Raw genomic sequence first — 23,857 nt, 5'->3', positions numbered from 1 at the left:
AGCAGGGCCGAAGGTGCGTTCCCGCCGAGGTGGGAGAGGCGTCCGACAACTACCCCTACGCCTGAAAGGAGGTCCGCCCGTGGCCCGCGGCACCATGCACGCCCCGAAGTCCGACGCCGCGCGCCGTCGGCGCAACGCCCCGACGCACGGCGAGACCATCCTTCCGGACGATGACGTGGTCCGCGGCCCCGAGCTGGCGACGCTGACCGCCGGCCGTGAGTTTCGCCCCGAGACCGTCGCGTGGTTCGACACCTGGCGGCGCTCGCCGCAGGCTGCGGTGTTCATCGCGACGGACTGGCTGCGCCTGGCGACCCTCGCACCGATCGTTGACGCCTACTGGCGTCGCCCGTCGGCGGCTGCACTGTCAGAAATCCGGATGAACGAAGAGCGCCTAGGCGCGACGGTCGTCGACCGGATGCGCGCCCGGATGCGAGTCGAGTCCGGCGACGAGACCGCCGAGGGCGACCTTCCGGCGGGCGTCTCGTCCCTCGCTGAGCGTCGCGCCGCGCTGCGCGATCGGCTCGCGTGATCGCCGAGGTCGCCCGCGCCGCCGAGTTGGAAGAGCTGAAGCGCCTCGCCACCGAGGAGGCCCGGAAGGCTGTCGCCGCGCACGCCCTGACGACGGTCGAGGCGTTCCCGCTCGACGGCAGCGTGAAAACGCTCGGGTGGGGCGTCGTCGAGTGGGTCGAGGGCTGGCTACTTCAGCCCGACGGCGACGAGGCGGGCGAGCCGTACCGGCTGACGCGCGAGCAACTGAACTTCGTCCTTTGGTTCTATGCGGTCGACGACCGCGGGCGCTTCGTCTACCGCCGCGCGGTATTGCGCAGGGCAAAAGGGTGGGGGAAGTCGCCATTTCTCGGGGCATTGGCGCTGGCCGAATTGTGCGGCCCGGTCCGCTTCTCGCACTGGGAGTCCGCCGGCCGCAATGAAGACCCCCGCCGGGACTTCGAGCCCGTCGGCAAGCCGCACCCCGCGCCCTGGATTGTCATTGCGGGCGTCAGCGAGACGCAGACTGAAAACACCATGGCCGCGATTCGCGCCATGGTCGAGCAATCGCCCCTGGTCGAGGCCGAAGGTCTGGACATCGGGAAGACCCGGATCTTCACGCCCTCGGGCGGAAAGATCATGCCGGTTACCGCGTCCAGCTCGACGCAGGAAGGCGCTCGTCCGTCCTTCGCGATCATGGACGAGACCCACCATTGGACCGAGTCAAACGGTGGTTACGCCCTCGCCCGCGTGATCCGGCGCAACCTGGCGAAGTCCCGCGACGGTATGGCACGTGCAATCGAGACCACGAACGCGCACGCGCCGGGGCAAGACAGCGTCGCCGAGATTTCCTATCTCGCGTATCTCGCGATGAAGGAAAAGCGCACCCGCGCGACCGGCATTCTGTACGACTCCCGCGAGGCCCCGGGGCATATCGACCTGAGCGACCGCGACGCCCTAATGGACGGCCTCGCTATGGCGTACGGCGACTCGCTCTGGGTCGACCTCGAACGGATCGCCGAGGAGGTGTACGACCCGGCGACGCCGCCCGAGGAGGCCCGGCGGTTCTACCTGAACCAAATCGTTGCTGCCGCCGATAGCTGGCTCGCGCCGCATGAGTACGACGCGAATCTTCGCGGCGACCTGGTCCCGCTGAAGCGCAGCGAGCCCGGGAAGTGGCGCAGCGCCGACACGGTGACGCTCGGCTTCGACGGCGGGCGTACGGACGACTCAACCGCACTGGTTGCGGTCCGCATGTCCGACGGCGCGGCGTTCCTGCTGGGCCTCTGGGAGAAACCCGAGGGCCCGTCCGGCGTCGGCTGGGAAGTCAATCAGGACGACGTGCGCGGCGTGGTCGATCACGCTTTCGCGACGTTGGACGTCGTTGGGTTCTTCTCGGACGTCGCGTACTGGGAGACCGACGTCGATCGCTGGCGCGAGCTTCACGGGGAACGCCTCCTCGTTAAGGCCACGACGAAGCACACGATTGCGTGGGACATGCGTTCGCACCAGGGCGACACGGTCCGGGCGGTCGAGGCACTTCACCGCGCCTTCATCGACGGCGAAGTGCCGCACGACGGTGAGCCGCGCCTACGTCGACACGTCCTGAACGCTCGCCGCCGGCCGAATCGGTGGGGCGTCAGTTTCGGCAAAGAGACGCGCGAGTCCCCGAAGAAGGTCGATGCGCTGGCCGCGCTTCTCCTCGCGGTGATGGCGCGTTCCCGTGTGATCGCTGACGGCGTGCTCGCGAAGCGGCGCAAGCCGACCGGCCGCCTGCTCGGTTTCTGATCCCCGTTTACACGCCTCGGAAGGGGGCCCGTCTATGCCGACTGACGGCAGTGTCGTCGGCCTCGCCGAAGAGCTAATCGGGGAGCACAAGGCCGCAACCGACAACCCTCGGAAGGGGGCAGGGCGGGTCGCGCGCTACCTGCGCGGTGACCATGACCTCCCGTACGCCCCGCGCGGGGCCCGTCAGGAGTACCGCGAGCTGGCGCGCAAGAGCGTCACGAACTGGCTACCCCTGATCAGCGAAACGTATGTGAAGGGCCTCTTCGTGGACGGCTTCCGGGCCGCGAAGAGCACGGAGAACGCCCGCCCCTGGTCGTACTGGCAGGCGAACCGCCTCGACGCCCGGCAGACCATCGCGCATCGCGGCGCGCTCGACTTCGGCGCTGCGTACACGCGCGTCCTGCCGAGCGCCGGGGTGGCCCCGAGCATCCGCCCCCTGCCCGCGCTCGACACGTTCGCGCGGTACGAGGACGACGGCGACGAGTGGCCGCTTCACGGCATCCACAAGTTGCGGCAGACGACCGGCGGGGCCCAGCTATTCGACCTGTACGACAGCGGGGCTGTGCACAGGCTGGCGCTGCCGAAAGACGGCGGGAAGTTGACGGTCGTCAGCTCGGACCCGCATGGGTTGGGCGTGACGCCACTGGTCCGCTTCCGCGACCGCCTCGACGGGGAAAACCGCGGCATCGTCGAGCCGTTGATTGTCCTTCAGGACCGGATCAACGAAGCGGTGTTCTCGCTGCTGATCGCACTTCAGTACGCGAGCTTCCGACAGCGTTGGGCAACGGGCCTGGCTATCCCGACGGTCGACGACGAGGATTCGCCGCTGTACGGCCAGCCCGTCGAGCCCTTTCAGGCTGCGGTTGACCGACTGTGGGTCACGGACAACCACGAAGCTAAGTTCGGGTCGTTCGATCAGACCGACGTAACTGGGCACCTCGAAACCTACGGGTCCGGCGTGCGGACGCTGGCGGCTATCGCTCAGCTCAGCCCTCACGTCCTGCTCGGCGACCTCGTCAACCTCTCGGCTGACGCGCTGGCGGCGGCCGAGGCCGCAACGCAGCGCAAGATCGGCGAGTACGAAACGATCTTCGGCGAGTCGTGGGAACAGACGCTACGGCTTGCCGCGCTCGCAGCCGGCGACGCCGAGGCCGCGCGGGACGACTCCGCACAGGTCCGCTGGCGCGACACCGAGGCGCGCAGCATGGCCGCGGCGGTCGACGCTCTCGGCAAGATGGTCACGATGCTGGCTGTCCCGGCCGAGGCCGCCTGGGAGCGTATCCCGGGGGTCACGGATCAGGACGTCGTCCGCTGGCGCGAGATGGCGAAGTCATCCGACGGCCTGACGCAGCTCGCCGCGCAGCTCGCGCGCCGGTCCGAGCCCGCGCCGGGCGACGCCGGGGCCGCCGATGCCAACGGCTGAGCAGGTCGCAGACGAGTACCGCCGCCTTCAGTCGCAGCTCAGCGGGGAGGCGGCGGCGCGGGTCACGGTGGCGTACGAAACGCTGCTCGACCCGCTTCGCCTTGACGCGACGTTCCCCGTGTACGCCGAGGCAGTAGCCGAGATCATCGCGCAGGCGCGGCGGTCGTCGGTGCTGCTGGCCGGATCGTTCTACATCGCGCATCGCGAAGCGCTGCGGGTGTTCGACGAGGTTCCGGCGCTGGCATACGCAGGCGCGATCCCGCGGGCGCGGCTGTGGACGTCGCTGCTCGTGACGGGCCCGGTCCGCGTGAAGCGGATGGTTGCGCGTGGCGCTTCGCCCGCCCAGGCGGCGGCGGGGGGTCGGTCTGCAACCGAGCGCGCCACTATCCGGCACGTCACCAGCGCAGGTCGAGACACGGTCCGAGGCACCTCCGGGCGCGATCGGCTGGCGCTCGGCTGGGCACGGGTCACCGACGGCGACCCCTGCTATTTCTGCGCGATGCTCGCCAGCCGCGGCCCGGCCTACAAGACCGCGCAGACGGCCGGCGAGGACGACCCGTATCACGACGGGTGCGGCTGTGTGGTCGCGCCCGTGTATCGCCGTAGCGACCCGTGGCCGGGACAGGCCCGGGAGTACGCGGCCCTTTGGAAGGACGCGACCGCTGGCCTGTCCGGCAGGGACGCGGTCAACGCCTTCCGTCGCGCGCTCGAAGCGCGCCGCTCCTAGCTCGCTCCGCGAGCGCTCACGCGGGCAGGCCCCGCGCCCTCTCTACCGGCCCAGGAGGTCGACCCACCATGCCCGACGAGGTTCCCGGCACCACGCCCCCGGCTCCCGCCGCACCGCCCGCCCCTGCCCCCGCTCCCGCGCCCCCGGCCTCCCCGCCGGCCGCGCCGCGGTGGGACGGACCGTACGACGAGGCACGCGCCGCGTCGTTGATCGCCAACCTTCGCGCCGAGCTGGCCGAGGTGAAGGCACGCCGGACCGAGGCCGCTCCCGGCCCCGAGGTCGCCGAGCTGAAGACGCAGCTCGACGCGCTCACGGCGCAGATGGAGCAGACGCGGACCGCGGCTGTCGAGGCTGCGAAGCGTGCGGCCATCGCAGAGGCGGGGATTCCGGCGGCCCTCGCGGGCTTCGTCACCGGTTCGACGCCCGAGGAGATCAAGGCGAGCGCGGATGCGCTGGCTGCGGGTCTCGGTGCAGCGCAGCCGGCCCCGAGTCCGCTCCCGGGCCTGCCGCGACCCGCGCCCGCGTCGGGCCGAGCGCCGAACGACGCCACCCCCGCTTTCGACCCCGACGCCGTTGCCCGGAAGGCGCGGCGCTACTGACCCCTGGGAGGGGCTAAATGCCTCACGATTTCGTCATTCCCGAGCAGGTGTTGCAGACCGCGATCGCGCTGGTCCGCGACGACCTGGGCACCGCCGGTACCTTCAACCGCGACTACGAAGACAACTTCGGCGGCGGTAAGGGCACCGTCGTGAACGTCCGCGTCCCGGCGACCCTGAACGCCCGGCGGCGGCTGCTGTCGGCGGACGGTACCGCGATCACGGTCGACACGATCACCGAGGACACCACGCCGGTCGAGATGACCCACCACGTCTACAGCGCGGTCGACGTCTCGGACGTCCAGATGCGCATGGATATCGAGAACTTCGCGCGTCAGGTCGTCGCGCCGCAGATCCGCGGCATGGTCGAGGATATCGAGAACTTCGCGGTCGAGACCATGCAGGCCCTGCCCGAGTCGACCGGTCTCGCGTACGACCCGACGAAGCCGCAGCTCCTGTTCACGCAGGCGCGGAAGGTCCTGCGGGACCTGGGTCTGTCCCCGAACGGTCTGTGGGCCGCGGTCGGGACCGGCGTGTACGCCGAGCTGGTCGACGCGAGCGCCTTCACGGACGCCTCGCAGTCGGGGTCGAGCGACGCCCTGGTCAACGCCGAGGTCCGGCGCGTGCGCGGGTTCAACACGATGGAGAACAACCGCCTGGCGGATGACGAGATCGTGTTCTACGGCCGCGATTCCTTCACGCTGGCAATCCGGGCCCCGTTCCCGCCGGACGGCGCGGCCTTCTCGGCGTCCGAGGCCGCGAACGGCTTCGCGATGACCTGGGTGAAGGACTACGACTCCCAGGTCCTGAAGGACCGGTCGGTCTTCCAGACCTACATCGGTGCGAAGGCCATGCAGGTCAAGCGGCTGGCCGCGGACGGCACGACCTCGCTGGTGACCCCGGCGCTGCGTGTGCTGACTTCGACCGACCCGGCCTGATCGGGGTAGCCCTATGTCCCTGCCCCCGCTCGCCCCGGTCGCTGAGCTTGAGCGGCGGCTAGGGCTGGCCCCGGGCACGCTGGCCGGGTCGGACCTCGTCCGGGCGGGGGTGGCGCTGGAAGATGCGTCCACCCTCGTCCGGGCCGAGGCCGGTACCGACTGGCTCGCCGAGGACGGCGTCACGGTCACGGCCCCCGCCGTGGTGCTGACGGTCGTCCTCGGCGCTGCCCTGCGGGCCTACCGCAACCCTGACGGCTACTCCGGCGAGTCCGTCGGCGAGTACAGCTACCAGTACGCCCGGGAGGCGACGTCGGGCTACCTGACGTCGGCCGAGGTGGCGATAGTCCGCCGGGCTGCCGGGAAGCTGGCTGGCTCAGGCGTTTACACGGTCCGGACGCCGTCGGCGTACGTGAACCCCGACGCACCCGAGCCCTTCCCGCTGGCGGTGGTCGAGTGAACTACCCCGACACCGTGACCGTGCTGCGGCAGACGACCGCCGACGAGTACGGCAACCCGGGCGCGGGCCCTCACGCCCCCGTCGCGACGCTGCGGGGGTTCCTGTCCGGGTCGGCGGTGTTCATGCCGCCCGGCGCGGACGTCGAGCGCGGCGACCGCCTCGTGATCGGGGCCGAGACGTACGACGTCGAAGGCGACCCGAAGCGGCTGCGGTCGCCCACGCGCGAGGTCATGACGCGCGTCAGCGTCCAACTCAGACGGAGGTGACCGCCCGTGAAGGTCAGAATCGACTATGACGGCGTGCGCGAGATCCTGAAGAGCGCGGGTGTCGGCGCGCTGATCGACGGCGCGACCTCGGCGGTCGCTGCCCAGGCCGCCACACATCAATCGGTGGTCCGCCATCGGATGCCGGTCGAGTCCGACCGTTACCAGACCGACCGTGAGGCCGGCGCGGTGACGATCGCCCACGCGGGCGGGCTGGCCGTCGAGGCGAAGTATGGGGCGCTGGCCCAGGCTGCCGCTTCGGTCGGGCTGGAAGTGACCGAGCGGACGGCGGACGACGCCTGATGATCCGTCACCCTGACCCGCGTACCGCGACGCTGGCGGTCCTGCGGGGTGCCTTCCCCGCGGTGACCTTCGGCACGAAGCGCCTCGACGACTTCGCACAGGGCGACGTCCCGGCCCTGCCGTACGCCCGGGTGTCCTGTGACGGCACCTTCAGCCGCCTGCGGGTTAGTCAGCGGGCGACGGTCCGGGTCACGGTCTGGGCCGAGAGCGACGCCGCAGGGTACGACCTGGCGGCTAACGCCCACGCCTCGCTGATGGCCCATGAAGGCAACGCCGACGTGCACGGTTTCGGACCGCTGACCGGCCCCCTACCGACTGACGACCCGGACACGGGCCGCCCCCTCTGCTCATTCACTGTTTCCGCGCGGCTGCGTCCGCGCGCCACGTAAGGAGGCCCGATGGCGGGCGACCCGACGAACGCCGGTCAGTGGGCCGGCGCTGACGTTTTCATCGCTCCGGTGGGCACCGCCGGCCCCGCCGACCTCACGACCCCGTGGGGGGTGGACTGGGAGGTCGCCGGTCTCCTCGACGGTGAGGAGGGGTTCACCTGGGAGCGCGACATGGACGAGTCCGAGCATTACGCCTGGGGCGGCATCCTCGTCCGTAAGACCCGGTCGAAGCACAAGCGAACCGTCAAGTTCGTGGCCCTCGAAGACAACGACGTCGTCTTCGAGCTGGCGAACCCCGGCAGCTCGCGGACCACGACGGACGGGGTTACCACGTCCGTCGTGAAGGTGCCGCAGTCGGCAGACTTCGCGATCGGCTTCGAGCTGCGTGACGGCGACAAGGTGAAGCGCCGGTGGGTCGACCGCGCGACCGCCGATGTCGACGGCGAGGTCAAGGAAAACGAGACCGACCTGACCGCGACGTCGTTCCTCGTGACCCTCTACCCCGAGGCCGACGGGACGCTCTACACGGAGCTTTCCGGCACCGTCGTGTGACGTTGAACGTTCACCGCTGATCCACCCGGGCCCCGGGACCGCCGCGCGGACGGTCTCGGGGCCCTCTTCCGCGCCGTCCGCGTCAACTCCCCGAGGAGACCCCGTGTCCAACCCTGCCCAGGCCGAGGCAACCGGCCAGCCGATCACCTTCGAGTACGCGGGTGAGACCTACAGCGTCGCACCGACCGACGAGTGGGACGTGGACGCCATGGAGGCGTACGAGGCCGGGAACATCGTGACCTGCGTCCGGCTGCTGATCGGCGAGGCCCAGTACCGGAAGTTCAAGCCGGCCGGCGCGAAGCGCACCCTCGCGGACCTGCGCGGGCTGTTCGACGCAATTCAGACGGCGGCCGACGTCCCAAACTGACGCAGCTCGCCGCGCTACTGCGTGACCGTGACCGCCGCCGGGCGCTGGAAGCCGACCTTCGTCGGTATTACGGCGTCCGGCTGGCGGACCTCTGGCGCGGCGGGCTGACCTGGCGCGAGCTGGGCGTCTACGTCGAACACCTACCGCCCGGGTCGGCGACCTGGGCCGCTGACCACGGCGTCACGTTCGGCGCTGACCCGGTCGTCGCGTTGCTGGCCGACGTGTACGGCGCGCTGACCGGCGAGCCGCATCCCCTGCGCCCGACCGCCGTCGCGAAGCCGGCTGCGTCCGGAGTCATCGCGCGCCTGAAGGCGCAGCGCGAGCGAATCGCCCAGCAGAGAGCGAGACACCATGAGTACCCGCGTCGGTTGGGCGACGATCCAACTCATTCCGAGCGCGAAGAACTTCGGGAAGAACACCCGGCGTGAGCTGAAGCAACCCCTCACCACCGCTGGTGTCGAGGGCGGGTCCGTCTTCGGACGGGCCTTCGCCCGGTCTGCCGACGGCAGCACCCGCGGCGGCGGTCTGACGGCCGCGCGGAACTTCGTCGGGGGCTTCGGGGGTGTCCTCTCGTCCGGCGTGACGTCGGCGTTCTCGCTGGCGTTCAAGGCGGGCCCCATTCTGGCGATCGTCGCCGCCGCGGGCACGGTTCTCGGCGCTGCCCTGACGGCGGGCCTGCTCGCCGCTGTCGGTGGCGGGGTGGTGGCCGCTGGCGTCGCGCTGGCGGTCCGCGACCCGGCCGTGAAGCAAGCGTGGGCGGGGTTCGCGTCGACCGCGAAGACGGCCCTCTCGGGTTTCGCGCAGCCGTTCGAGGCCCCGCTGATCCGCGCGGCGAAGACCTTCGGCGACACGATGAAGGGCCTCGCGCCTGAGTTCAAGGGTCTGGGGAGGGCTGCGGCCCCCCTGGTCGACATCCTGGCTCCGTCGCTGGCCGACATGGCGAAGAACCTCATGCCGGGCCTGACCGCGGCGGTCAAGGCCATGGCCCCGGTGTTCGAGGGCCTGGACTTCGGCGCGCTCGGTAAGGGCCTGGGCGGCATGTTCGCCACGCTCGCCGAGGCCGCGCCCGAGGCGGGTCGGTTCCTCGGCGGGGTGTTCCGCGGCCTTCAGGACTGGCTCCCGGGGCTGGCCCGGCACCTCGTGTCCCTGACCCGTCGCTTCTTCCAGTTGGTCGAGGTTGGGCGGCAGATCAAGGCGGCTGTCGCCCCGGCGTTCGCCCGGGTGCGTGACGCCGTGACCAGCCTCTTTGGTGCGGTCAAGGGCAGCGGTGTGTTTGACCGGCTGCGCGGCTACTTCGCCACGCTGCGCGAGCCGCTGTCGCAGCTTGGCGCGACGTTCCGCGAGGTCGGCGGGCGGATCGGGGGTGTGTGGCGCTCCCAGCTTCAGCCGTTCTTCGCCGAGCTGGGCGCGAAGGCCATGCCGCTGTTCCGCGAGTGGGGCGAGACCGTTCGGTCCGTGTTGGGGAACCTCTCCCCGATCATCAGCGGCGTAGCCGACGTGTTCGGTTTCCTCTGGACGAAGCTGGGCCTCGGCTCGGTCGTCCTCGGGGTCGTCAAGGGCGTGTTCGGCGGCATCGTCGGCGTGATCACGGGCGCGGTCCGGATCATCCGAGGGCTGTTCACCCTCCTGGCCGGCATCTTTACCGGCGACTGGGGCAAGATGTGGGAGGGCGTGAAGACGATCGCCTCGGGCGTCTGGTCCGCGATCGTCGGCGCGTTCAACATCCTGATTGTCGGCCGGCTCGGGGGGGTCGCTAAGGGCCTGCTCGGCAAGCTGGGCGGCTGGTTTGCCGGCATGTTCAGCAAGATCAAGGGCTGGGCGCTGTCGTGGGTTAACACGCTGCTGGCACGTGCGCTGTTGCTGCGTGGGCGGATGATCAGCGCCGTTTCAGGGCTGGTCGCGCGGGTGGTCGGGTTCTTCCGGTCGATGTTCTCCCGCGGCGTGTCCGCGGTGACGTCCGGCGCGGCGCGGGTCGTCAGCGCCGTCCGCAACATGGCGACCCGCCTACTCGCGCCGGTCCGTGAGCTGATCGGCCGTTTTCGCTCCATCGCGGGCGACGTCATCGGTGGCTTCATCAACGGTATCCGGGCCGGCGCTGGCCGGATCATCGCGGCAGTTCGTGACACCATCACGAACGCGCTGCCCGACTACGTAGCGAAAGCCCTCGGGATCCGCTCCCCTTCGCGGGTGTTCATGGCCCTCGGCCGGAACGTGTCCGACGGCATGGCACGGGGCATCGGCCAGCGGGCCGGCGCGGTGACGAAGGCCGTCGCCGCGCTGACGAAGGTCCCCGACGCCGCGACGGTCAACGTTGGTGCGGTTACGGCACGCGCGGGCGGCGCTCCCGGCGCGGCCCCGCTGATCGGGTCTCTGACCCTCGCCCCGTCGGGCGAGCGGGTCCGCGACCAACTCGACGAGGTCACCTGGGCGCTTCGGCGCATTAGCCGAGGGGGTGTCTATGCGTGACGGCGAGTGGTCGCTGACGTACCCCGGGGTCTCGCTGACGTGGGGCCCTGCTGACCTACCGGTCGTCAACATGGTGGCCCCGGACCTGGGCGACGTCGAGACCCGGGCCGACGACGCCGACCGGCCCCGAGAGGATGGCCGGGCCTTCGGCTCGGACTTCCGCGGGGGCCGGTCGATCACGTTCGAGCTGGGCGTCTTCGGTGCCGACGAGGCTGACGCCCGGTCGACGTTGGCCGACCTGGCGCGGGCGTGGCGCGGGGACGCTGTCCGCCGGTCGCCCGGCGCGGTCGCTGAGCTGGCAATGCGCCACGCGGGCCGCGAGCGGGTCGTCTTCGGTCGCCCCCGCCGGTTCGCATCGAGCGAAGCCGAGATCAGCGAGGGCGTGGCCCTCGTCGGTTGCGACTTTGCGGCGGTCGACGACGTGTTCTACGGCCCCGCCGAGGACTCCCGCACGATCGGCCTCGCCCCGCCCCTGGGCGGCGGGCTGACGGGGGCCCTCGCCGCGCCGCTGACGACCACGGGCACGTCGGATCGTTCGGCGGTGCTCGACATCGGGGGCGAGCTGGACGCCTGGCCGGTCCTGACTATTCAGGGCCCGGTCACGAATCCCGTGGTCGAGGTGCTGGGCCTCTGGCGGTTGGAGCTGCGCACGACGCTCGCGTACGACCGCTCGGTCACGGTCGACCCTCGGCCGTGGTCGCGGTCCGTGCTGCTGAACGGCGGCGGGTCGCTGGCCGGCGCGCTCTCGCGCACGTCGCCGCGGCTGGCCGCGATGGGTCTCCCGCCCGGGTCACACGAGGTCGCGTACCGCGGCACCGACGAAACCGGCACCTCTTCCGTTCGCTTCGCCTGGCGCGAGTCGTATCCGTCCCCTTAGGAGCGTGTAAACGTGGCGTTCGATCCTGTTCCGTGGTTCATCGGCGGCGGCGCTGAACACTCGCCCGAGGTCGCCCGGATGATCGCCTATTCGGCCTTCCGAGGTAACGAGGGCGTCATGGCCGCAGGCGACCTCGCGGTGAAAGCGCTCGACGTGCCGGGCACGTCCGTCCGGGTCATGCCTGGTGCGTGCGCGATCAACTCCCGCGCGGTGGGCGGCGCGTACCAGGCTTACGGCGGTCGGGCCCCGTCCGAATCCCTCGTCGAGATCGGGTCGACCGGCTCGGGCGCGGGTCGGTCGGACCTGATCGTTGCCCGCGTCGAGGACCCGTTCATGCCGGGCGAGCCCTGGTCGGAACCCCCGGACGTGACCGCCGGCCCGTACATCTTCCCGCGCGTCATCTCGGGCGTACCCGCAGGCACGACCACTGTCGACGCCCTGGGCCTCGGGTACAGCGCAATCGCGCTCGCACGGATCGACCTCCCGGCGTCGACCGGCACGGTCACGCAGGCGATGATCACCGACCTCCGGCGGGTCGCCAACCCGCGCCGGGAGCGGCGGCTGATCGTGTCGTCGCCAGCCAGTAACCACGACATCGCGCTTTCGACGTTCGCTGACTGGCCGTCGGCGGCGGTCAAGCCCGTCACGGTGCCGACCTGGGCAACTCAGGTTCGGATTGTCCAGACCATCGCGGGCTGCCTGGCGTTTTGGGACAAGGTCAACGGAGAGACCCGCGTCCGCCTGGGCACGCTCTACGGTCAGCCGACCCTGTACGACACCAACTCGGTCGTTGGGGGCGACGCCCTCGACAAGACGATGGTCACCGCCGACACGCTGGCCGTGCCGTCGGCAATGCGCGGGACGACGCAGGATGTCGCGCTTCAGGCCCGGACGACGTACCGAGGCGCGACCGGGACCGCGATCCTGCGCGCCACCGTGGCGACAACGATCGTGACCGATATCGAGTTCGTCGAGGTACCCGAATGACGTGGCGGTACATCGCCCAGCGGGCCCTAACCGGAGAGTGGCTTGATTGGGACATACCACTCAGCCGCGACGAGCTGACCTGGGCGTTGTCCGGGCCCGGGTCGCTGCGCGGCACGGTCACACCGGACGTGGGCCGGCTGCGCGGGCCGGACGGGCGTCCCTTACTCGACGAGTGGGGGACGCTGCTGTATGCCGAGGCTGACGGCGAGATCCGCTGGGGCGGCATCGTCGTGCGGTCTGAGTTCAACGGCGCGGCGTGGGCAGTCGAGGCGTCGGGGTTCACGTCGTACCCGGCGGGCCTCCCGTTCGGCGGGAACATCTCGGCCGTCGGTATCGACCCGGCGGACGCCTTCCGCGCGATCTGGTCCTACGTCCAGACGAACGAAGACGGAAACCTCGGGCTGGTCATCGACCCGACGACCACGCCGGTTCGCCTCGGGAAGCCTGCCGAGAAGGCATACCAAGAGGTGCAGATCGGGGGCGATTGGGTTCCGAAATCTTCGGTCCCCGCGTCACAGATCATCCCTAACGCTGCCGCGAAGCTGAAGGACGGTATAACGGCGTCCGCAACGTCGCTGACGCTGCTCACGATCGGCGACTTCGACAAGATCGACGCGCCGTACTTCGTCACGATCGGATCCGAGACCGTCCGCGTCGCCGGTCGCTCGGGGAAGACGTTGACGGGCCTGACCCGCGGCTACGGGTCGTCGAGCGCGGCCCCGCACAACGCCGGGACGTACGTCCGGTTCACGGGCGGCACGCCCGAGCGCACGGCCCCGGCGAAGCCGGCCGAGCCGTACGCGCTCGCGTGGTGGGACGCCGCGGACTGTGGTAGCGAGCTGGGCAAGCTTGCGCAAGAGACCCCGTTCGACTTCGCCGAAGAGCACACCTGGGCCGGCGACGAGGTCGCCCACCGGCTACGGATCGGGTACCCCCGTCTGGGCCGGCGACGCGACGACCTGGCTTTCGAGCAGGGCGTGAACATTGTCGCCCCGGTCGTCGTCCAACGCGACGGGGGCGAGTTCGCCAACGCCATTCACGGTCTCGGCGCGGGCGAAGGCCGAAAGGTCGTTGTCACGGACCTTGTCGAGCGCGACGGTCGGCTGCGCCGAACGGCAGTGTTCACGGACAAGACGATCACGACGACCGAGCGGCTGACCGCGCTCGCTCGCGCTGAGCTTGCCACCCGCCGAAACGTGGTCGAAATCGAGTCCGTCGAGGTCGCCAACCACCCGCACGCCCCGATCGGTTCGTGGGCGTTGGGGGACGACGTCCTGATCCGCGCGTACGTACCGTGGCTCGGCGACGTCGCAATCTGGCACCGGATTGTGGGCTGGTCGATGACCAGCGACGACCGGGCCGCCCTTTCCCTACGGCGTTCCGACGCCTTCACCTACGCCGGGAGGCCCGAGTGACCTCAGCCCAGACCATCGCCCGCCAGCTCGCAGACTTCGACCGCCGGCTGTCCGCCGTCGAGCGGACCGCCCAGGCCCCGCGTACCTCGATCGAGGGCGGCGCGTTGACGATCAACAACGCTGACGGCTTCCCGGTCGTCGTACTCGGGGACCAGGGCGACGGTACGGCCGGTCTGACCGCCTACAACGGCGCGACCGTCGCCGCGGGCCCGGGTGCGCTGATCGTCGCGAACGACCTCGACCTCCCCGAGGGGTCGATTACTGAGACCGACATCGCTGACGACTCGATTTCGACGCCGAAGCTGCGCGCCAACTCGGTCACGGCGGACACCCTCGCAGCCGGCGCGGTGACGGCGGACGCGATCAGCGCCGGGGCGATCGACGGGCAGACGATCACGGGCGCGACCCTGGTCGGTGGCGAGGTCATCATGGAGGGGGCCGACGGTAGCCGCGTCCGGCTTTACGAAGACCCGGTCGACGGCGCGGTGGTGTCCATGCTGCCCGGCGACGCCCCCGCGGGCATGACCCCGGCGGCCCTGGCGACCTGGCGGGCCCCGGACGGGTCGGACGTCGGTACCGTGCTGCGCGGCCCGAAGGTCGACAACGGGGTGGGCACCCCGGAGACCGCCGCTGAGATCATCCTGACCGGGCGGTCGTTCAACGGGACCATCGACATGAACGCCGACTACGTCACGGTGACCCCCTACTTCGGCCTGACGGTCGCCGGACCCTCGGGCCTCTACGTCGAGGCCGGCGCGACGATCGACGAAGACCTGACCGTCGAGGGTGACGCTGCGGTGACCGGCACGTTGACCGCCGACGGCCCCGCCCTGTTCGCCGAAGGCCGACTCGCCTCCGCCCAGTACCACGCCGCGTCGACTTCCGCACGGTCGCTGACCTCGACGACGTACAACGATCTGACGGGCGCGGCGGTCACGGTGACCACGCTTCGTCCCGGCGCGATGTACCTCGCGCTCTGGTCGGCGGACTGCGAGCTGACCGCGACCGGCTCGGCGACGGCCACGGTCCGGCTGGACGCTGCCGGCACGGTGCTCCCGCAGCTCGCGCTTGCCAACTTCGCGAACGTCACGACCGGTGCGCGCATGTCGGCGGCACAGTTCGCGATCGGCACGCTCGGCGCGGCCGGCGAGCACGTCATGAAGCTTCAGGCCAGCCGCGCCGTCGGCACCGGGACCGTGCGGGTGAACGCCACGCACACGACCTTGACCGTGATCGTCTTCGAGTGAGGAGGCCAGCGTGACGCGCGCCCCGTCGAATCTGCTCGCCGTGCGGCGGCTACTGCTCGACCACCTGAACGTCGACACGTCCCGCGTCCGCACTGACGACCTCGAACCGGCAGAGGTCGGCATCGTGGGTGACGCCGACCACCGCGGGGGCTACCACTGCGGAGAGGACCGGGTCGTCCGCAACGACTATTCCGTGGTCGAGTCGTCCCGCGACCGGGTGGGGCTGAGCGACTTCGCCTCTGCGCTCGACGTCGGGAGTTTCAGCTACCGCGACGCCCTGGGCCGCACGCACACACTTCACACCTTCTCAGTTTGGCTGGTGAAGCAATGCGCGGCCGGCACCGCCGACACCCGCGACGTTCGCGAGGTGATCTATTCGCCGGACGGGAAGGTCGTCCGGCGGTGGGACCGCCTCGGCCGCCGGACGTCGGGCGACAGCTCGCACCTCTGGCACACGCACATCAGCTTCTTCCGTGATGCGACGAGGGCCGGGCGCGACTTGACGCCGGTCTTCCGCCGGTATCTCGTCCACATTGGCGCTATCAAGGGGGCCCCTGACATGGACACCACGCAGGCCCGGCAACTCGCCGAGGTGCACGCCGCGCTGCCGCTGATCAAGGCCGTACACGCCGCGCTGACGCGCCTCGACGGGCGGGAGCCGATCGGGCAGGCGTATCTACGGCTGGCGGTCGGCAGGGACCACGCTGCCAACGCGCAGCCTGTGATGCACCCGACGCTGACCAGTCTCGCGGCCCAGCTCGACGAGGTTCAGGCCCAGCTCCGCCAGCCGGCCCCGGTCGTGGTCGACGCCGCCCAGGTTGCCGCCGCGCTGGCCGGCGACGAGGGCTTCAGGTCCGCGCTCGCGCAGGCCGTCAACGACGACCACGCCCGCCGCATGTCCGCGTAAGGAGGCACGATGGCCGTGCACGTCACCGCCACCCCCGAAGGCGGGTCGCCGCACGACGGGACCGCTTCCATGCTGATCATCCTCGCCCGGCTGGAAGGGAAGGTCGACGTCGTGACCGCGCAGCACGGGGCGCAGCTCGACGAACACGCCCGCCGGCTGAACGACGTCGAGCTTCGCCTTCGCGCCGAGGAGGCACGCCCGGCGACCGCCCCCGAGGTTGACACCCGCCTTCGGGCGGTCGAGTCCCGCCCGGTCGTCACGCCCCGCGCTGTCTGGGCGGCGGTCGGCACCGTGGGCACGCTCGCCATCGGCGCGGTGGGCGTGCTGATCAACCTCGCCCAGTGACCACCCACCCGCCCGGAGGTACGCCCATGTCCCGCCATCCCATCCTGTCCCGCGCCCTGATCGTCTCGGGCGTGGTGCTGGTGCTCGCCATTCTCGCCCACTTCGGCATCGTGCTCCCGCCCGAAATCGCCGAGCGGGTCGAGGAATTCGCCATCGTCGCCGGTCCGGTCGCCGTGGCGTGGTGGGCCGCCCGCCGGACCACGCCCATTTCCGACCCGCGGGACGCCGACGGCACGCCGCTCGTTCCGGATCCCGCCGCAGGTCACGAGACCTCGGGCGGGGCCGGGGCGGGCAGCGAGTCGCCCGAGGTGGACGCTTCCGCCGGCCCGTTCCTGTACTGATCCGCCCAGCGCCCCGCCCGTCGCCCACCCGGCGATCGGCGGGGCGCTTTTGGCGTTGGTGGGCGGGTCGCCCGGCGGCGGTGGGCGGTGCCGTGGCGTACGCCCGTGCCCGCCTGGCGGATACTGGGCGGCATGGGCGACCCGGAATGGTGGACTACGGCGGACGTGGCGGCGTTCCTGGGCGTCCGCCCGTCGACCGTCTCGCACTATCGGGCGGACGGGCGGATGCCCGCCCCGGATCAGACGATCGGGCGTACGCATATGTGGCGTCCCGCCCGGGTACGCGAGTGGCACGCCGGGCGTCCGCGGCCCGGCGTGGGCGGCCGTCGGCGGAAGGTGTAACCCCGCCCCGCCCGCAGTTGCGTTAAACGTTTAACGCGGGTATCGTCAGGCGTGTAAACACCGCACCGCTTGAGGAGCGCCAGTGAGCTACGTCAGCAACCACGAAGACACCATCACGACCGACGCCGCCGAGTTTGCGATTGCTCAGCGCAACATCGGGTTTGCCGATAACGACGGCCGGTGGATCGTGAGTCAGCTTCCCGATCTCTACTGGTCCCCGATCGGGGTACTCCGCCAGCGGCGGCCGGGGGCGTTCCTGGGTGCGTTCGACACCCGGGAGGTCGCCGAAGCGGCTATCTCAGCGGCGCAGCCCCTGCCCGAACAGGACGCGATGGTGCCCAGCATGGGGCGGGTGAGTTGCTGACGACTCGCGCACGGAACTGACCTCGGCAACCGCCGGGGTCTTTTCTTTCCCCCGCCGCGAACACCTGCCGCCCACCTGGCCCACTCCCCTTGTGTCCAACCCCGACACGAGGAGGCCCCGCGTGGCACTCAGCTATCACGACGCCTACGGCTCGCCGTGGGTGTACGAGCAGGAGAAGCCGCCCACCCGCGCCGCGCTGCGCGACCCGTTCCCGCCCGGCACCCGCGCCCGGCTGCGCGACGACCTGGGCGGCGGGACCGTACGGATCGTCGACCGCTACGGCGGCGGGCTGCGTCAGGTCCGCCCGGACAACGGCGGGAGTGACTTCGTCATCAGCGGTCACGCCCTGCGGCGACCCGCCCCGATCTGGAAGCCGGGTGACGTGGTCGTGGTCCGCTACGGCCCGCGTGCCACGCCGTACACGTACGTCCGCGGCAACGGCGGGTGGCTGGTCGAGAAGGGCCGCGAGCCGAAGGCGGACGAGTGGATGACCGCCCAGGTCGACGCCGGCCGCGCGACGCCGGTTCTTCAGGCTGGCGGGGAGCCGTTCGACGGGGGGCGGCTGTGACCGCTTCCTTCGACCGCGCAGCCGACGCGCTCGATGAGCTGGCCGACCTTCCCGGCCCCCTCCCGCCCCTGGTCGGCATGATGGGCCGGGCCCGCGCCGGGAAAGACACGGTCGCCGCCCGCCTGGTCGAGGCACACGGCTTCCGGCGGTACGCCTTCGCTGACGCGCTGCGCGAGGCCGCGCTGATCGCTGACCCCCTGGTCATTCCGATAGGGACCGTCGGCATGTCGGTCCGGCTGTCCGAGCTGGTCGCCGAGGTCGGCTGGGAGGGGGCGAAGGCGCACCGCGAGGTGCGGCGCACCCTTCAGCAGTTCGGCATCGGCATTCGCCACCTCGACCCGCACTTCTGGGTCAATGTGGTGATGGACGAGGTCCGGCACCGGTCACAGCCCGTGGTCATCACCGACGTGCGCTTCCCCAACGAAGCCGATGCCGTCGAGATCATGGGCGGCGCGCTCTGGCGGGTCGTCCGGCCTGGTCAGGACGAGTCGGACCAACACGTGAGCGAGGTCGCGCTGAGCGACCGTCGGGCGGACGCCACGCTGACGAACGACTCCGACGTTCACTCTCTGATGAAAGAGGTTGACGCCTTGGCACTTCGCTTGTAATACACGTCACGTCTTGATCAAGCCCCTAGGCCCCTGCGGTAGGTCGGCATACGCTGACCCGCCGTGGGGGCCTTTCGGCGTTTCGGGGGCGCGCGGGTAGACCGTAAGGCAACCCTAAGACAGACTTAAGGGAACGGGTCAGCGTTGGACGTTCAACGCGGATAGGCTGGCCCCATCACTCCGACACGAGGGCGGAAACATGGACCCGACGCGCACGCCGGACGAGATTCGAAGCGCGCTGGTGCACTCGCTGCGTGCCCTGCGCCGCGTCGGCGACAGCCGCGAGCAGCGGACGGCCCTCTTCCGCGACATCGCGGCGTGCCTGGTCGAGGTCCGCGCGCACTTCGAGGATAAGACCGCCCGCCAGCCGGACTGGAAGGGCCGCACGCGGGATTACAAAGAGTGGGTACGGGAGAGCTACGCGAAAGCCCAGTACACACACGACGAGATGACCGCGACGCAGAACGCGGTGCGGTATCACGTCTCGGCGCACCTGCGCGAGCGGTTGCCGCGGGCGCAGCTCGAAAGCCTGGGCCTACGGGCTGAGCCGATCGCCGAGCGGGTCCGTGAGTTCCGGTCAGCCCAGGGAGCCGAGCTGAAGGCCCTTCGCGGGCAGGACAGCAATCCTGACGTGGCGCGGGCGCTGGCAGGCGCGCTGGTCGTGCTTCAGCGGGTCACGCCCGAGTCTGTCGCCGAGCTGCAGGGTACGGCGCGGACGCAGGCGCGGGCGGTGCTGGCGCGTCTCGCGCGCCGAGCGAGCGAGCTTCGCGCGGTGGCAGACGCCGAGGAGTGACGAAGTGACCGACGTTTCTACACTTCCCTATTACTTTTATAGAGGCTTCTTCTCCTCCTAGAAGAGTAATAAGAGAATGTAGAAACGTACGTCACTTCTACACGCGGCCCCACCGCCAACCCGGCGTGAACACCTAGCCCCCGACTGGCCCACTAACCCCGTGTCCCACTCTTTCCGGGCACGGGAGGCCAGCGTGACCACGCCCAAACTCCATACCATCAGCCGGGGCGGATCCCGGTTCTACGTCAATCCGGAGACCGGCGAGAAAGCCCCCGGCGTGACGTCCATCCTCGGCATGCTGCCGAAGCCGTTCCTTCAGCACTGGGCCGCGAAGACGGTCGCCGAGTACGCGACGGACAACCTCGGCGAGCTGGTCGGGCTGCGGCTGCGCGGCGAGCGTCAGGGCGTCATCGACTTTCTCAAGGGTGCGCCGCGCCGCTCGACCGCTTCGGCCGCCGAGACCGGTAGCGCCGTGCACGACCTGTTCGAGCGGGTCGCGAAGGGCGAGCCTGTCGGCCGCGTGCATCCGGAGTACCGGGTGTTCCTCGACCACTTCGACGAGTTCCTGAAGGAATTCGAGCCCGAGTTCGTGTTCCTCGAAGAAACCGTCTGGTCGGAATCGCTCGACTACGCCGGGTCGTTCGACGCCTACGCCGTCATTGACGGCGAGCGCGTGTTCCTCGACTGGAAGACGACCCGGTCCGGTGTTCACCCCGAGGTCGCGCTTCAGCTTGCCGCGTACCGGTTCGCGGACTACATCATTCGCCCGGACGGGTCGCGCGTGCCGCAGCCTAGCTCGACCGGCGGCGGGGTGTTGCACGTCCGCCCGGAGGGGTGGGGGTTCTTCCCGGTCCGTGCCGACGCCGAGACGTTCGAGTACTTCAAGGTGCTGCGGCGGGTGTTCGACTGGGAGCGCACGGTGAAAGAGACCGTGGTCGGGAAGCCGATCAACAAGCGCCCCGGGTCGCTCCCGGCGCGTCGGACGGCTGCGCCGCGGAAGGTGGCGGCGTGATGGCCGGCAACCTACCCAATGTCGACGTCACGGACGTTGTCGAGTCCCTGGCGATCAGCGCGGACGGGACGTACGACGACGAGATGGACGCTTGGTGGTCCGTGTCCCACGACGGAACCGCGCTGGTCGCCAAGCTCACGAAGGGCGGGCGGACCCGCCACTTCCGCGGCGAGTTCGTCGAGGTCGAGGGGGCGTCATGATCAGCCAAGCCACCCGCGAAGACGTGATCTGGCTCGCGGGCGTCGCCGAGGGCGAAGCGTGCATCGACCTTCACCGCGGCCGGTACCCGCGTATCCGAATCGGCATGACCGACCGGGACGTGGTCGGCCGCGTCGCGACCCTCATGGGCGTGTCGGTCCGGGTGTCGTTTCGCCCGGCCCCGCACGCGGCGATGTTCCACGCCGAGGCCCAGGGCCCGAAGGCCGAGGCTGTCCTTCGCGCGTTGCTGCCGCACATGGGTGCCCGCCGGTCGGCGCGTATCGCTCAGGTGCTCGGCCACGCCCCGAAGACGTCGAAGACCCCTGTCCCGATCTCCCGCCCGCCGGGCCTGCCGCTCGACAAGGCCGCCTGAACACCTCGGCCCCTGCTGGCCCACTAACCCATGTGACAGCCCCTTACGCGGGGCCTGGGCCTGCCGCCTGGGCCCCGCGTGTTGACTCGAAGGGAGGCCCGTACATGGGCCTACGCATTTGGGAGACCGACCCCGAGGCCGAGCCGAAGCCGCGGCAGTCGTTCGCGCGTGACCTCGTCGGCCGGTTCCGCTCCGGTCATCAGATCGGCGGACGCCCGGCCAGTCTCGAACAGTGGCGGGTGACGACCGGTGACCCGGCCGTCGCCGAGGAGGTCCGCCGGCTACTGGGCGGGGACAAGCCGCAGGCGTGGGAGACCACGGGCGAGGACAAGTTGGAGGTCTTCACCGCGGCCGACAAGGTGAAGGTCGTCCTCGACGGTCCCCGCGCGATCCGTCAGGAGATGGTCCTGTGGGGCCGGTCCGGCGCGATCCGGCGCTGTGACGGCGTCGACCAGACCGGCACCGACGCCGACGACCCGGCGAAGGGTCAGCCGTGCGAGTGCCCGGCGAGCTTCCAGGACCGGAAGGACGCCGCGCGGGCGGGCCGCGGGTGCCAGCCCTCGACGACCATCTACTTCACGCTGGCGGACGCCCCGGACCTGGGCCGGTTCAAGTTCAACTCTGCCTCGTGGTCCCTGGTCCGCGACCTGGTGACGGCGGAAAAGGCGCTCGCCAAGATCGACGGTCCCGCCTTCGCCTGGCTGTCGTTGGAGGTCGTGAAGTACGACGACAAGAAGACCGGCAAGACGAAGCAGTTCACGAAGCCGGTCGTCGAGGTCATCGGCGCGGCCCCGGCCGCCGTCGGCGACGACGAGATCCCGTTCTGACGTACGACGTTGAACGTTCAGCGCGAGGGGAGCGCCATGCGCGGTATCGAGTGGCACTGATCAGTTAGTCGAATGGCCCCGGGGCCGGTACTGCCAAAGGGCTGCCGGTCTCGGGGCCCGCCTCGTTTGGAGGGATTGTGAACGAGCTGTATCTTCCGCCGGTCGTGTGGCGGGTGGCTATCCCGCGCCGGTCGGGCTACCAGACCACGCCCGCGGGCCGGACCTACACGAGCGAGCGCGGAGCCCGCGACTACGCGGCGCGATACCCGGGCGCACGTGTCTTCCGCGCCGAACAGACCTGGGTCGAGGTGACCGAATGACCATCCGACAGACCACCCACGCCCTGACCGGGACCGTCAACAACGGCGAGGTCTCGACCCGCTTCGGCTTCCGCCCGGGTGGCGAGGTGCGCGCCGCGTCGTTCTACTTCCACCCCCGGACGGCGTCCGGCGCGCTGTCCATCACCGATCCGGCCGTAGCCGACGCGCTGGCCGACGAGCTGCGCCAGGCGGCGGCATACCTGCGTGGGGAGGGCACCCAGTGAGCAGCCACACCCGGGCGTACGTCGCCCCAAACGGCGCAATGTACCGCGCTGCCGCATACGACGCCGCCGGCAACTGCGTCCGGTCGGTCGGTCCGTACACCACGAAGGGCGCAGCCGCGAGGCAGCGACCCCGGCCGCCGCGCGGGGGCTTCGTCCGCGTCGAGGTCTGCCAGCCGGTCTGGAACGTCGTCCCGGGAACGCAGGTGGAGGCGTGACGGACATCGACCTCGCGTATCTCGGGCGGGGCGCGCTCGACGCCTTCGCGGCGGGTATGTCGCAGGGTGGCGACCCCGGCGCACAGCAGTACGCCGCCCGCGCGCAGGGGCAAATCGTCTGCGACTTCCCTCACGACACACTCGACCCGGCGCACCCGGGCGGGGCGTTCGCGGCGTGCCCGATGTGCGGGGCTGCGTTGTGAGCGCCTATCGCTGCGCGGTGCTGGTCGCGCTGAACGAGGACGACGCCCAGCACTGGCGCGGGTACGTCGCCGCGGATCGGGTCGTGCTGACCGTCGAGCAGGGTCCGCGCCTTGTCGAGGGCCTTCGGGTGACGGTCGTGTTCGTCACGCCCGACGCCCAGCGGGGCGAACGGTTCTGCGAGGTACGCGCGGCCCTGCGGCGAAACCTCGCCATGATGCGCGGCGCGTCGCGGGCGTTCCACTACCTGAGTGCGGAGCCACGGTGAGCGCGGCGAAAGCGAAAGGAACTGCGTACGAATCCCTCTGCGTGCGCGCCCTTCGCGCCTTCGGTATCGACGCCCGGCGGGTCGCCCAGGAGGGCTACACAGACACGGGTGACCTGCACGGGGTTTCCCCGTGGGTCGGGCAGTGCAAGGCGTATCGCTCGTGGGAAGACGCGATCCGTCTCGGCCTTGACGGCGCAGAGAAGCAACGTTTACACGCCCGCGAGTCGTACGGCGTGGCCTTCGTCAAGCGGGTCCGCCGGTCGGTTGGCGAGTCGTACGCCGTTCAGACCTTCGCGACCTGGGCCCGCGTGTACGTCCGGCTGCGGCGTGCGGAATCCCTGCTCGCCGAGCACGCGCCGGATGCGTTCGCCGAGCATGTCCGGGCGACGGCCGCCGAGCTGGCGCAGCCGTTCCCGTCGGGCACCGAGCGGGTCTAGATCCACCCGAGGTCGAACACCAGCGACGCCACGACCATGAGCGGCACGCAGACGCAGAGCGAGAACGCGCCCGCCGCCATCATGGCGTATCCGAACCTCATCGGGTCGTCGTCGATCGGCTGAATTAGAAGGTTGATCCACTCTCGCAGGTGGACAGTCATGTGGACAGTGTAGCGGTCACGTTGAACACCTGTCGCCCCGCTGGCCCACTAACCAAGTAACCCCGCCCGCCC

At 70.4% G+C, this 23,857-nt stretch carries 37 protein-coding genes; 35 read left to right on the top strand and 2 right to left on the bottom strand.

Annotated elements, in window-relative coordinates:
* The first annotated feature begins 79 nt into the window (after positions 1 to 79).
* From GA0070616_RS22670 to GA0070616_RS28340, 12 genes are all read left to right on the top strand, one after another.
* Positions 80 to 529, top strand: coding sequence for a phage terminase small subunit (locus GA0070616_RS22670; RefSeq protein ID WP_091086885.1), 450 nt, complete (start codon positions 80 to 82; stop codon positions 527 to 529).
* Complete coding sequence (locus GA0070616_RS22665; RefSeq protein WP_217628224.1) at positions 526 to 2,274, top strand: terminase; 1,749 nt, start codon at positions 526 to 528, stop codon at positions 2,272 to 2,274. The genes GA0070616_RS22670 and GA0070616_RS22665 overlap by 4 nt, the downstream gene beginning before the upstream one ends.
* A 34-nt stretch (positions 2,275 to 2,308) precedes the next feature.
* The gene (locus tag GA0070616_RS22660; protein WP_091086882.1) at positions 2,309 to 3,697 is read left to right on the top strand and encodes a phage portal protein; all 1,389 of its coding nucleotides are present in this window, start codon (positions 2,309 to 2,311) and stop codon (positions 3,695 to 3,697) included.
* On the top strand, positions 3,684 to 4,424 hold the full coding sequence (locus GA0070616_RS22655; RefSeq protein ID WP_091086877.1) for a VG15 protein: 741 nt from the start codon (positions 3,684 to 3,686) through the stop codon (positions 4,422 to 4,424). Before GA0070616_RS22660 ends, GA0070616_RS22655 begins: the two co-directional genes overlap by 14 nt.
* A 68-nt stretch (positions 4,425 to 4,492) precedes the next feature.
* Positions 4,493 to 5,023 carry a hypothetical protein gene (locus tag GA0070616_RS28345; RefSeq protein WP_091086873.1) on the top strand — a complete coding sequence of 177 codons (531 nt, stop codon included), beginning with the start codon at positions 4,493 to 4,495 and terminating at the stop codon, positions 5,021 to 5,023.
* 17 nt (positions 5,024 to 5,040) lie between these two features.
* Positions 5,041 to 5,958: a major capsid protein gene (locus GA0070616_RS22645; RefSeq protein WP_091086869.1), complete on the top strand. Its 918-nt coding sequence runs from the start codon at positions 5,041 to 5,043 to the stop codon at positions 5,956 to 5,958.
* A 13-nt stretch (positions 5,959 to 5,971) separates the two neighbouring features.
* Entirely contained in the window at positions 5,972 to 6,415 is a 444-nt protein-coding gene (locus tag GA0070616_RS22640; RefSeq protein ID WP_091086867.1) for a hypothetical protein, read from the top strand.
* Complete coding sequence (locus GA0070616_RS22635) at positions 6,412 to 6,681, top strand: hypothetical protein (RefSeq protein ID WP_091086865.1); 270 nt, start codon at positions 6,412 to 6,414, stop codon at positions 6,679 to 6,681. Before GA0070616_RS22640 ends, GA0070616_RS22635 begins: the two co-directional genes overlap by 4 nt.
* 6 nt (positions 6,682 to 6,687) lie before the next feature.
* Complete coding sequence (locus tag GA0070616_RS22630) at positions 6,688 to 6,981, top strand: hypothetical protein (RefSeq protein WP_091086862.1); 294 nt, start codon at positions 6,688 to 6,690, stop codon at positions 6,979 to 6,981.
* Positions 6,981 to 7,370 (top strand): hypothetical protein, encoded by a 390-nt coding sequence (locus GA0070616_RS22625; RefSeq protein WP_091086858.1) that lies wholly within the window; start codon positions 6,981 to 6,983, stop codon positions 7,368 to 7,370. The genes GA0070616_RS22630 and GA0070616_RS22625 overlap by 1 nt, the downstream gene beginning before the upstream one ends.
* Positions 7,371 to 7,379: 9 nt before the next feature.
* On the top strand, positions 7,380 to 7,922 hold the full coding sequence (locus GA0070616_RS22620; protein ID WP_091086855.1) for a phage tail tube protein: 543 nt from the start codon (positions 7,380 to 7,382) through the stop codon (positions 7,920 to 7,922).
* A gap of 103 nt (positions 7,923 to 8,025) precedes the next feature.
* Entirely contained in the window at positions 8,026 to 8,289 is a 264-nt protein-coding gene (locus GA0070616_RS28340) for a hypothetical protein (RefSeq protein ID WP_175440183.1), read from the top strand.
* A 140-nt stretch (positions 8,290 to 8,429) separates the two neighbouring features.
* Here the strand turns inward: GA0070616_RS28340 and GA0070616_RS28335 are convergent, their stop codons facing one another.
* A complete protein-coding gene (locus GA0070616_RS28335) occupies positions 8,430 to 8,642 on the bottom strand; it encodes a hypothetical protein (RefSeq protein ID WP_175440182.1) in 213 nt (70 codons plus the stop codon).
* Between GA0070616_RS28335 and GA0070616_RS22610 the strand changes: the two genes are divergently transcribed.
* The 23 genes from GA0070616_RS22610 (at position 8,641) to GA0070616_RS22505 (ending at position 23,624) form a co-directional block, all read left to right on the top strand.
* Positions 8,641 to 10,755: a phage tail protein gene (locus GA0070616_RS22610; RefSeq protein ID WP_091086851.1), complete on the top strand. Its 2,115-nt coding sequence runs from the start codon at positions 8,641 to 8,643 to the stop codon at positions 10,753 to 10,755. The genes GA0070616_RS28335 and GA0070616_RS22610 overlap by 2 nt on opposite strands.
* A complete protein-coding gene (locus GA0070616_RS22605) occupies positions 10,748 to 11,632 on the top strand; it encodes a hypothetical protein (RefSeq protein WP_091086848.1) in 885 nt (294 codons plus the stop codon). The genes GA0070616_RS22610 and GA0070616_RS22605 overlap by 8 nt, the downstream gene beginning before the upstream one ends.
* A 12-nt stretch (positions 11,633 to 11,644) precedes the next feature.
* Positions 11,645 to 12,619: a hypothetical protein gene (locus tag GA0070616_RS22600; RefSeq protein ID WP_091086844.1), complete on the top strand. Its 975-nt coding sequence runs from the start codon at positions 11,645 to 11,647 to the stop codon at positions 12,617 to 12,619.
* Positions 12,616 to 14,034, top strand: a complete 1,419-nt coding sequence (locus tag GA0070616_RS22595) for a hypothetical protein (protein ID WP_091086841.1) — start codon at positions 12,616 to 12,618, stop codon at positions 14,032 to 14,034. Before GA0070616_RS22600 ends, GA0070616_RS22595 begins: the two co-directional genes overlap by 4 nt.
* Complete coding sequence (locus tag GA0070616_RS22590; RefSeq protein ID WP_091086838.1) at positions 14,031 to 15,281, top strand: hypothetical protein; 1,251 nt, start codon at positions 14,031 to 14,033, stop codon at positions 15,279 to 15,281. Before GA0070616_RS22595 ends, GA0070616_RS22590 begins: the two co-directional genes overlap by 4 nt.
* A 10-nt stretch (positions 15,282 to 15,291) precedes the next feature.
* Complete coding sequence (locus tag GA0070616_RS22585; protein WP_091086834.1) at positions 15,292 to 16,188, top strand: hypothetical protein; 897 nt, start codon at positions 15,292 to 15,294, stop codon at positions 16,186 to 16,188.
* A gap of 9 nt (positions 16,189 to 16,197) precedes the next feature.
* Positions 16,198 to 16,533 carry a hypothetical protein gene (locus GA0070616_RS22580; protein ID WP_091086831.1) on the top strand — a complete coding sequence of 112 codons (336 nt, stop codon included), beginning with the start codon at positions 16,198 to 16,200 and terminating at the stop codon, positions 16,531 to 16,533.
* Between the two features lie 26 nt (positions 16,534 to 16,559).
* Complete coding sequence (locus GA0070616_RS22575; RefSeq protein ID WP_091086827.1) at positions 16,560 to 16,874, top strand: hypothetical protein; 315 nt, start codon at positions 16,560 to 16,562, stop codon at positions 16,872 to 16,874.
* A 132-nt stretch (positions 16,875 to 17,006) separates the two neighbouring features.
* Complete coding sequence (locus tag GA0070616_RS29520; RefSeq protein ID WP_139128978.1) at positions 17,007 to 17,216, top strand: helix-turn-helix transcriptional regulator; 210 nt, start codon at positions 17,007 to 17,009, stop codon at positions 17,214 to 17,216.
* Positions 17,217 to 17,298: 82 nt separating this feature from the next.
* Positions 17,299 to 17,580 carry a hypothetical protein gene (locus tag GA0070616_RS22570; protein ID WP_091086822.1) on the top strand — a complete coding sequence of 94 codons (282 nt, stop codon included), beginning with the start codon at positions 17,299 to 17,301 and terminating at the stop codon, positions 17,578 to 17,580.
* A gap of 121 nt (positions 17,581 to 17,701) precedes the next feature.
* Positions 17,702 to 18,148 (top strand): hypothetical protein, encoded by a 447-nt coding sequence (locus GA0070616_RS22565; protein WP_091086819.1) that lies wholly within the window; start codon positions 17,702 to 17,704, stop codon positions 18,146 to 18,148.
* Positions 18,145 to 18,756: a deoxynucleotide monophosphate kinase family protein gene (locus GA0070616_RS22560; RefSeq protein WP_091086816.1), complete on the top strand. Its 612-nt coding sequence runs from the start codon at positions 18,145 to 18,147 to the stop codon at positions 18,754 to 18,756. Before GA0070616_RS22565 ends, GA0070616_RS22560 begins: the two co-directional genes overlap by 4 nt.
* Before the next feature lie 199 nt (positions 18,757 to 18,955).
* Positions 18,956 to 19,549, top strand: a complete 594-nt coding sequence (locus GA0070616_RS22555) for a hypothetical protein (protein WP_091086813.1) — start codon at positions 18,956 to 18,958, stop codon at positions 19,547 to 19,549.
* 193 nt (positions 19,550 to 19,742) lie between these two features.
* Entirely contained in the window at positions 19,743 to 20,561 is an 819-nt protein-coding gene (locus GA0070616_RS22550; RefSeq protein WP_091086810.1) for a hypothetical protein, read from the top strand.
* Positions 20,558 to 20,761: a hypothetical protein gene (locus GA0070616_RS22545; protein ID WP_091086806.1), complete on the top strand. Its 204-nt coding sequence runs from the start codon at positions 20,558 to 20,560 to the stop codon at positions 20,759 to 20,761. The genes GA0070616_RS22550 and GA0070616_RS22545 overlap by 4 nt, the downstream gene beginning before the upstream one ends.
* Entirely contained in the window at positions 20,758 to 21,132 is a 375-nt protein-coding gene (locus GA0070616_RS22540) for a hypothetical protein (RefSeq protein ID WP_091086802.1), read from the top strand. The genes GA0070616_RS22545 and GA0070616_RS22540 overlap by 4 nt, the downstream gene beginning before the upstream one ends.
* Before the next feature lie 104 nt (positions 21,133 to 21,236).
* Complete coding sequence (locus GA0070616_RS22535; protein WP_091086798.1) at positions 21,237 to 21,959, top strand: recombination directionality factor; 723 nt, start codon at positions 21,237 to 21,239, stop codon at positions 21,957 to 21,959.
* A gap of 137 nt (positions 21,960 to 22,096) precedes the next feature.
* Complete coding sequence (locus GA0070616_RS22530; protein ID WP_091086795.1) at positions 22,097 to 22,279, top strand: hypothetical protein; 183 nt, start codon at positions 22,097 to 22,099, stop codon at positions 22,277 to 22,279.
* Positions 22,276 to 22,503, top strand: coding sequence for a hypothetical protein (locus GA0070616_RS22525; protein ID WP_091086791.1), 228 nt, complete (start codon positions 22,276 to 22,278; stop codon positions 22,501 to 22,503). Before GA0070616_RS22530 ends, GA0070616_RS22525 begins: the two co-directional genes overlap by 4 nt.
* Positions 22,500 to 22,718 (top strand): hypothetical protein, encoded by a 219-nt coding sequence (locus GA0070616_RS22520; RefSeq protein WP_091086787.1) that lies wholly within the window; start codon positions 22,500 to 22,502, stop codon positions 22,716 to 22,718. Before GA0070616_RS22525 ends, GA0070616_RS22520 begins: the two co-directional genes overlap by 4 nt.
* The gene (locus GA0070616_RS22515; RefSeq protein WP_091086784.1) at positions 22,715 to 22,921 is read left to right on the top strand and encodes a hypothetical protein; all 207 of its coding nucleotides are present in this window, start codon (positions 22,715 to 22,717) and stop codon (positions 22,919 to 22,921) included. Before GA0070616_RS22520 ends, GA0070616_RS22515 begins: the two co-directional genes overlap by 4 nt.
* Complete coding sequence (locus tag GA0070616_RS22510; protein WP_091086781.1) at positions 22,918 to 23,187, top strand: hypothetical protein; 270 nt, start codon at positions 22,918 to 22,920, stop codon at positions 23,185 to 23,187. The genes GA0070616_RS22515 and GA0070616_RS22510 overlap by 4 nt, the downstream gene beginning before the upstream one ends.
* Entirely contained in the window at positions 23,184 to 23,624 is a 441-nt protein-coding gene (locus tag GA0070616_RS22505; RefSeq protein WP_139128977.1) for a hypothetical protein, read from the top strand. The genes GA0070616_RS22510 and GA0070616_RS22505 overlap by 4 nt, the downstream gene beginning before the upstream one ends.
* On the opposite strand, the gene GA0070616_RS28330 is transcribed toward GA0070616_RS22505, so the two are convergent.
* Positions 23,621 to 23,785, bottom strand: coding sequence for a hypothetical protein (locus GA0070616_RS28330; protein WP_175440181.1), 165 nt, complete (start codon positions 23,783 to 23,785; stop codon positions 23,621 to 23,623). The genes GA0070616_RS22505 and GA0070616_RS28330 overlap by 4 nt on opposite strands.
* Positions 23,786 to 23,857: the final 72 nt, after the last annotated feature.

The sequence above is a fragment of the Micromonospora nigra genome (genome assembly GCF_900091585.1).
Classification (GTDB): Bacteria; Actinomycetota; Actinomycetes; order Mycobacteriales; family Micromonosporaceae; genus Micromonospora; species Micromonospora nigra.
This window is presented reverse-complemented; position numbering and strand designations above follow the sequence as displayed.

Bases quoted from the DNA above. Each gene is read 5' to 3' on its own strand.
- GA0070616_RS22660 (WP_091086882.1), top strand. From the start codon at position 2,309: ATGCCGACTGACGGCAGTGTCGTCGGCCTCGCCGAAGAGCTAATCGGG.
- GA0070616_RS22655 (WP_091086877.1), top strand. From the start codon at position 3,684: ATGCCAACGGCTGAGCAGGTCGCAGACGAGTACCGCCGCCTTCAGTCG.
- GA0070616_RS28345 (WP_091086873.1), top strand. From the start codon at position 4,493: ATGCCCGACGAGGTTCCCGGCACCACGCCCCCGGCTCCCGCCGCACCG.
- GA0070616_RS22645 (WP_091086869.1), top strand. From the start codon at position 5,041: ATGCCTCACGATTTCGTCATTCCCGAGCAGGTGTTGCAGACCGCGATC.
- GA0070616_RS22640 (WP_091086867.1), top strand. From the start codon at position 5,972: ATGTCCCTGCCCCCGCTCGCCCCGGTCGCTGAGCTTGAGCGGCGGCTA.
- GA0070616_RS22625 (WP_091086858.1), top strand. From the start codon at position 6,981: ATGATCCGTCACCCTGACCCGCGTACCGCGACGCTGGCGGTCCTGCGG.
- GA0070616_RS22620 (WP_091086855.1), top strand. From the start codon at position 7,380: ATGGCGGGCGACCCGACGAACGCCGGTCAGTGGGCCGGCGCTGACGTT.
- GA0070616_RS22610 (WP_091086851.1), top strand. From the start codon at position 8,641: ATGAGTACCCGCGTCGGTTGGGCGACGATCCAACTCATTCCGAGCGCG.
- GA0070616_RS28335 (WP_175440182.1), bottom strand. From the start codon at position 8,642: ATGGTGTCTCGCTCTCTGCTGGGCGATTCGCTCGCGCTGCGCCTTCAG.
- GA0070616_RS22605 (WP_091086848.1), top strand. From the start codon at position 10,748: ATGCGTGACGGCGAGTGGTCGCTGACGTACCCCGGGGTCTCGCTGACG.
- GA0070616_RS22595 (WP_091086841.1), top strand. From the start codon at position 12,616: ATGACGTGGCGGTACATCGCCCAGCGGGCCCTAACCGGAGAGTGGCTT.
- GA0070616_RS22580 (WP_091086831.1), top strand. From the start codon at position 16,198: ATGGCCGTGCACGTCACCGCCACCCCCGAAGGCGGGTCGCCGCACGAC.
- GA0070616_RS22575 (WP_091086827.1), top strand. From the start codon at position 16,560: ATGTCCCGCCATCCCATCCTGTCCCGCGCCCTGATCGTCTCGGGCGTG.
- GA0070616_RS29520 (WP_139128978.1), top strand. From the start codon at position 17,007: ATGGGCGACCCGGAATGGTGGACTACGGCGGACGTGGCGGCGTTCCTG.
- GA0070616_RS22555 (WP_091086813.1), top strand. From the start codon at position 18,956: ATGGACCCGACGCGCACGCCGGACGAGATTCGAAGCGCGCTGGTGCAC.
- GA0070616_RS22540 (WP_091086802.1), top strand. From the start codon at position 20,758: ATGATCAGCCAAGCCACCCGCGAAGACGTGATCTGGCTCGCGGGCGTC.
- GA0070616_RS22535 (WP_091086798.1), top strand. From the start codon at position 21,237: ATGGGCCTACGCATTTGGGAGACCGACCCCGAGGCCGAGCCGAAGCCG.
- GA0070616_RS22525 (WP_091086791.1), top strand. From the start codon at position 22,276: ATGACCATCCGACAGACCACCCACGCCCTGACCGGGACCGTCAACAAC.
- GA0070616_RS28330 (WP_175440181.1), bottom strand. From the start codon at position 23,785: ATGACTGTCCACCTGCGAGAGTGGATCAACCTTCTAATTCAGCCGATC.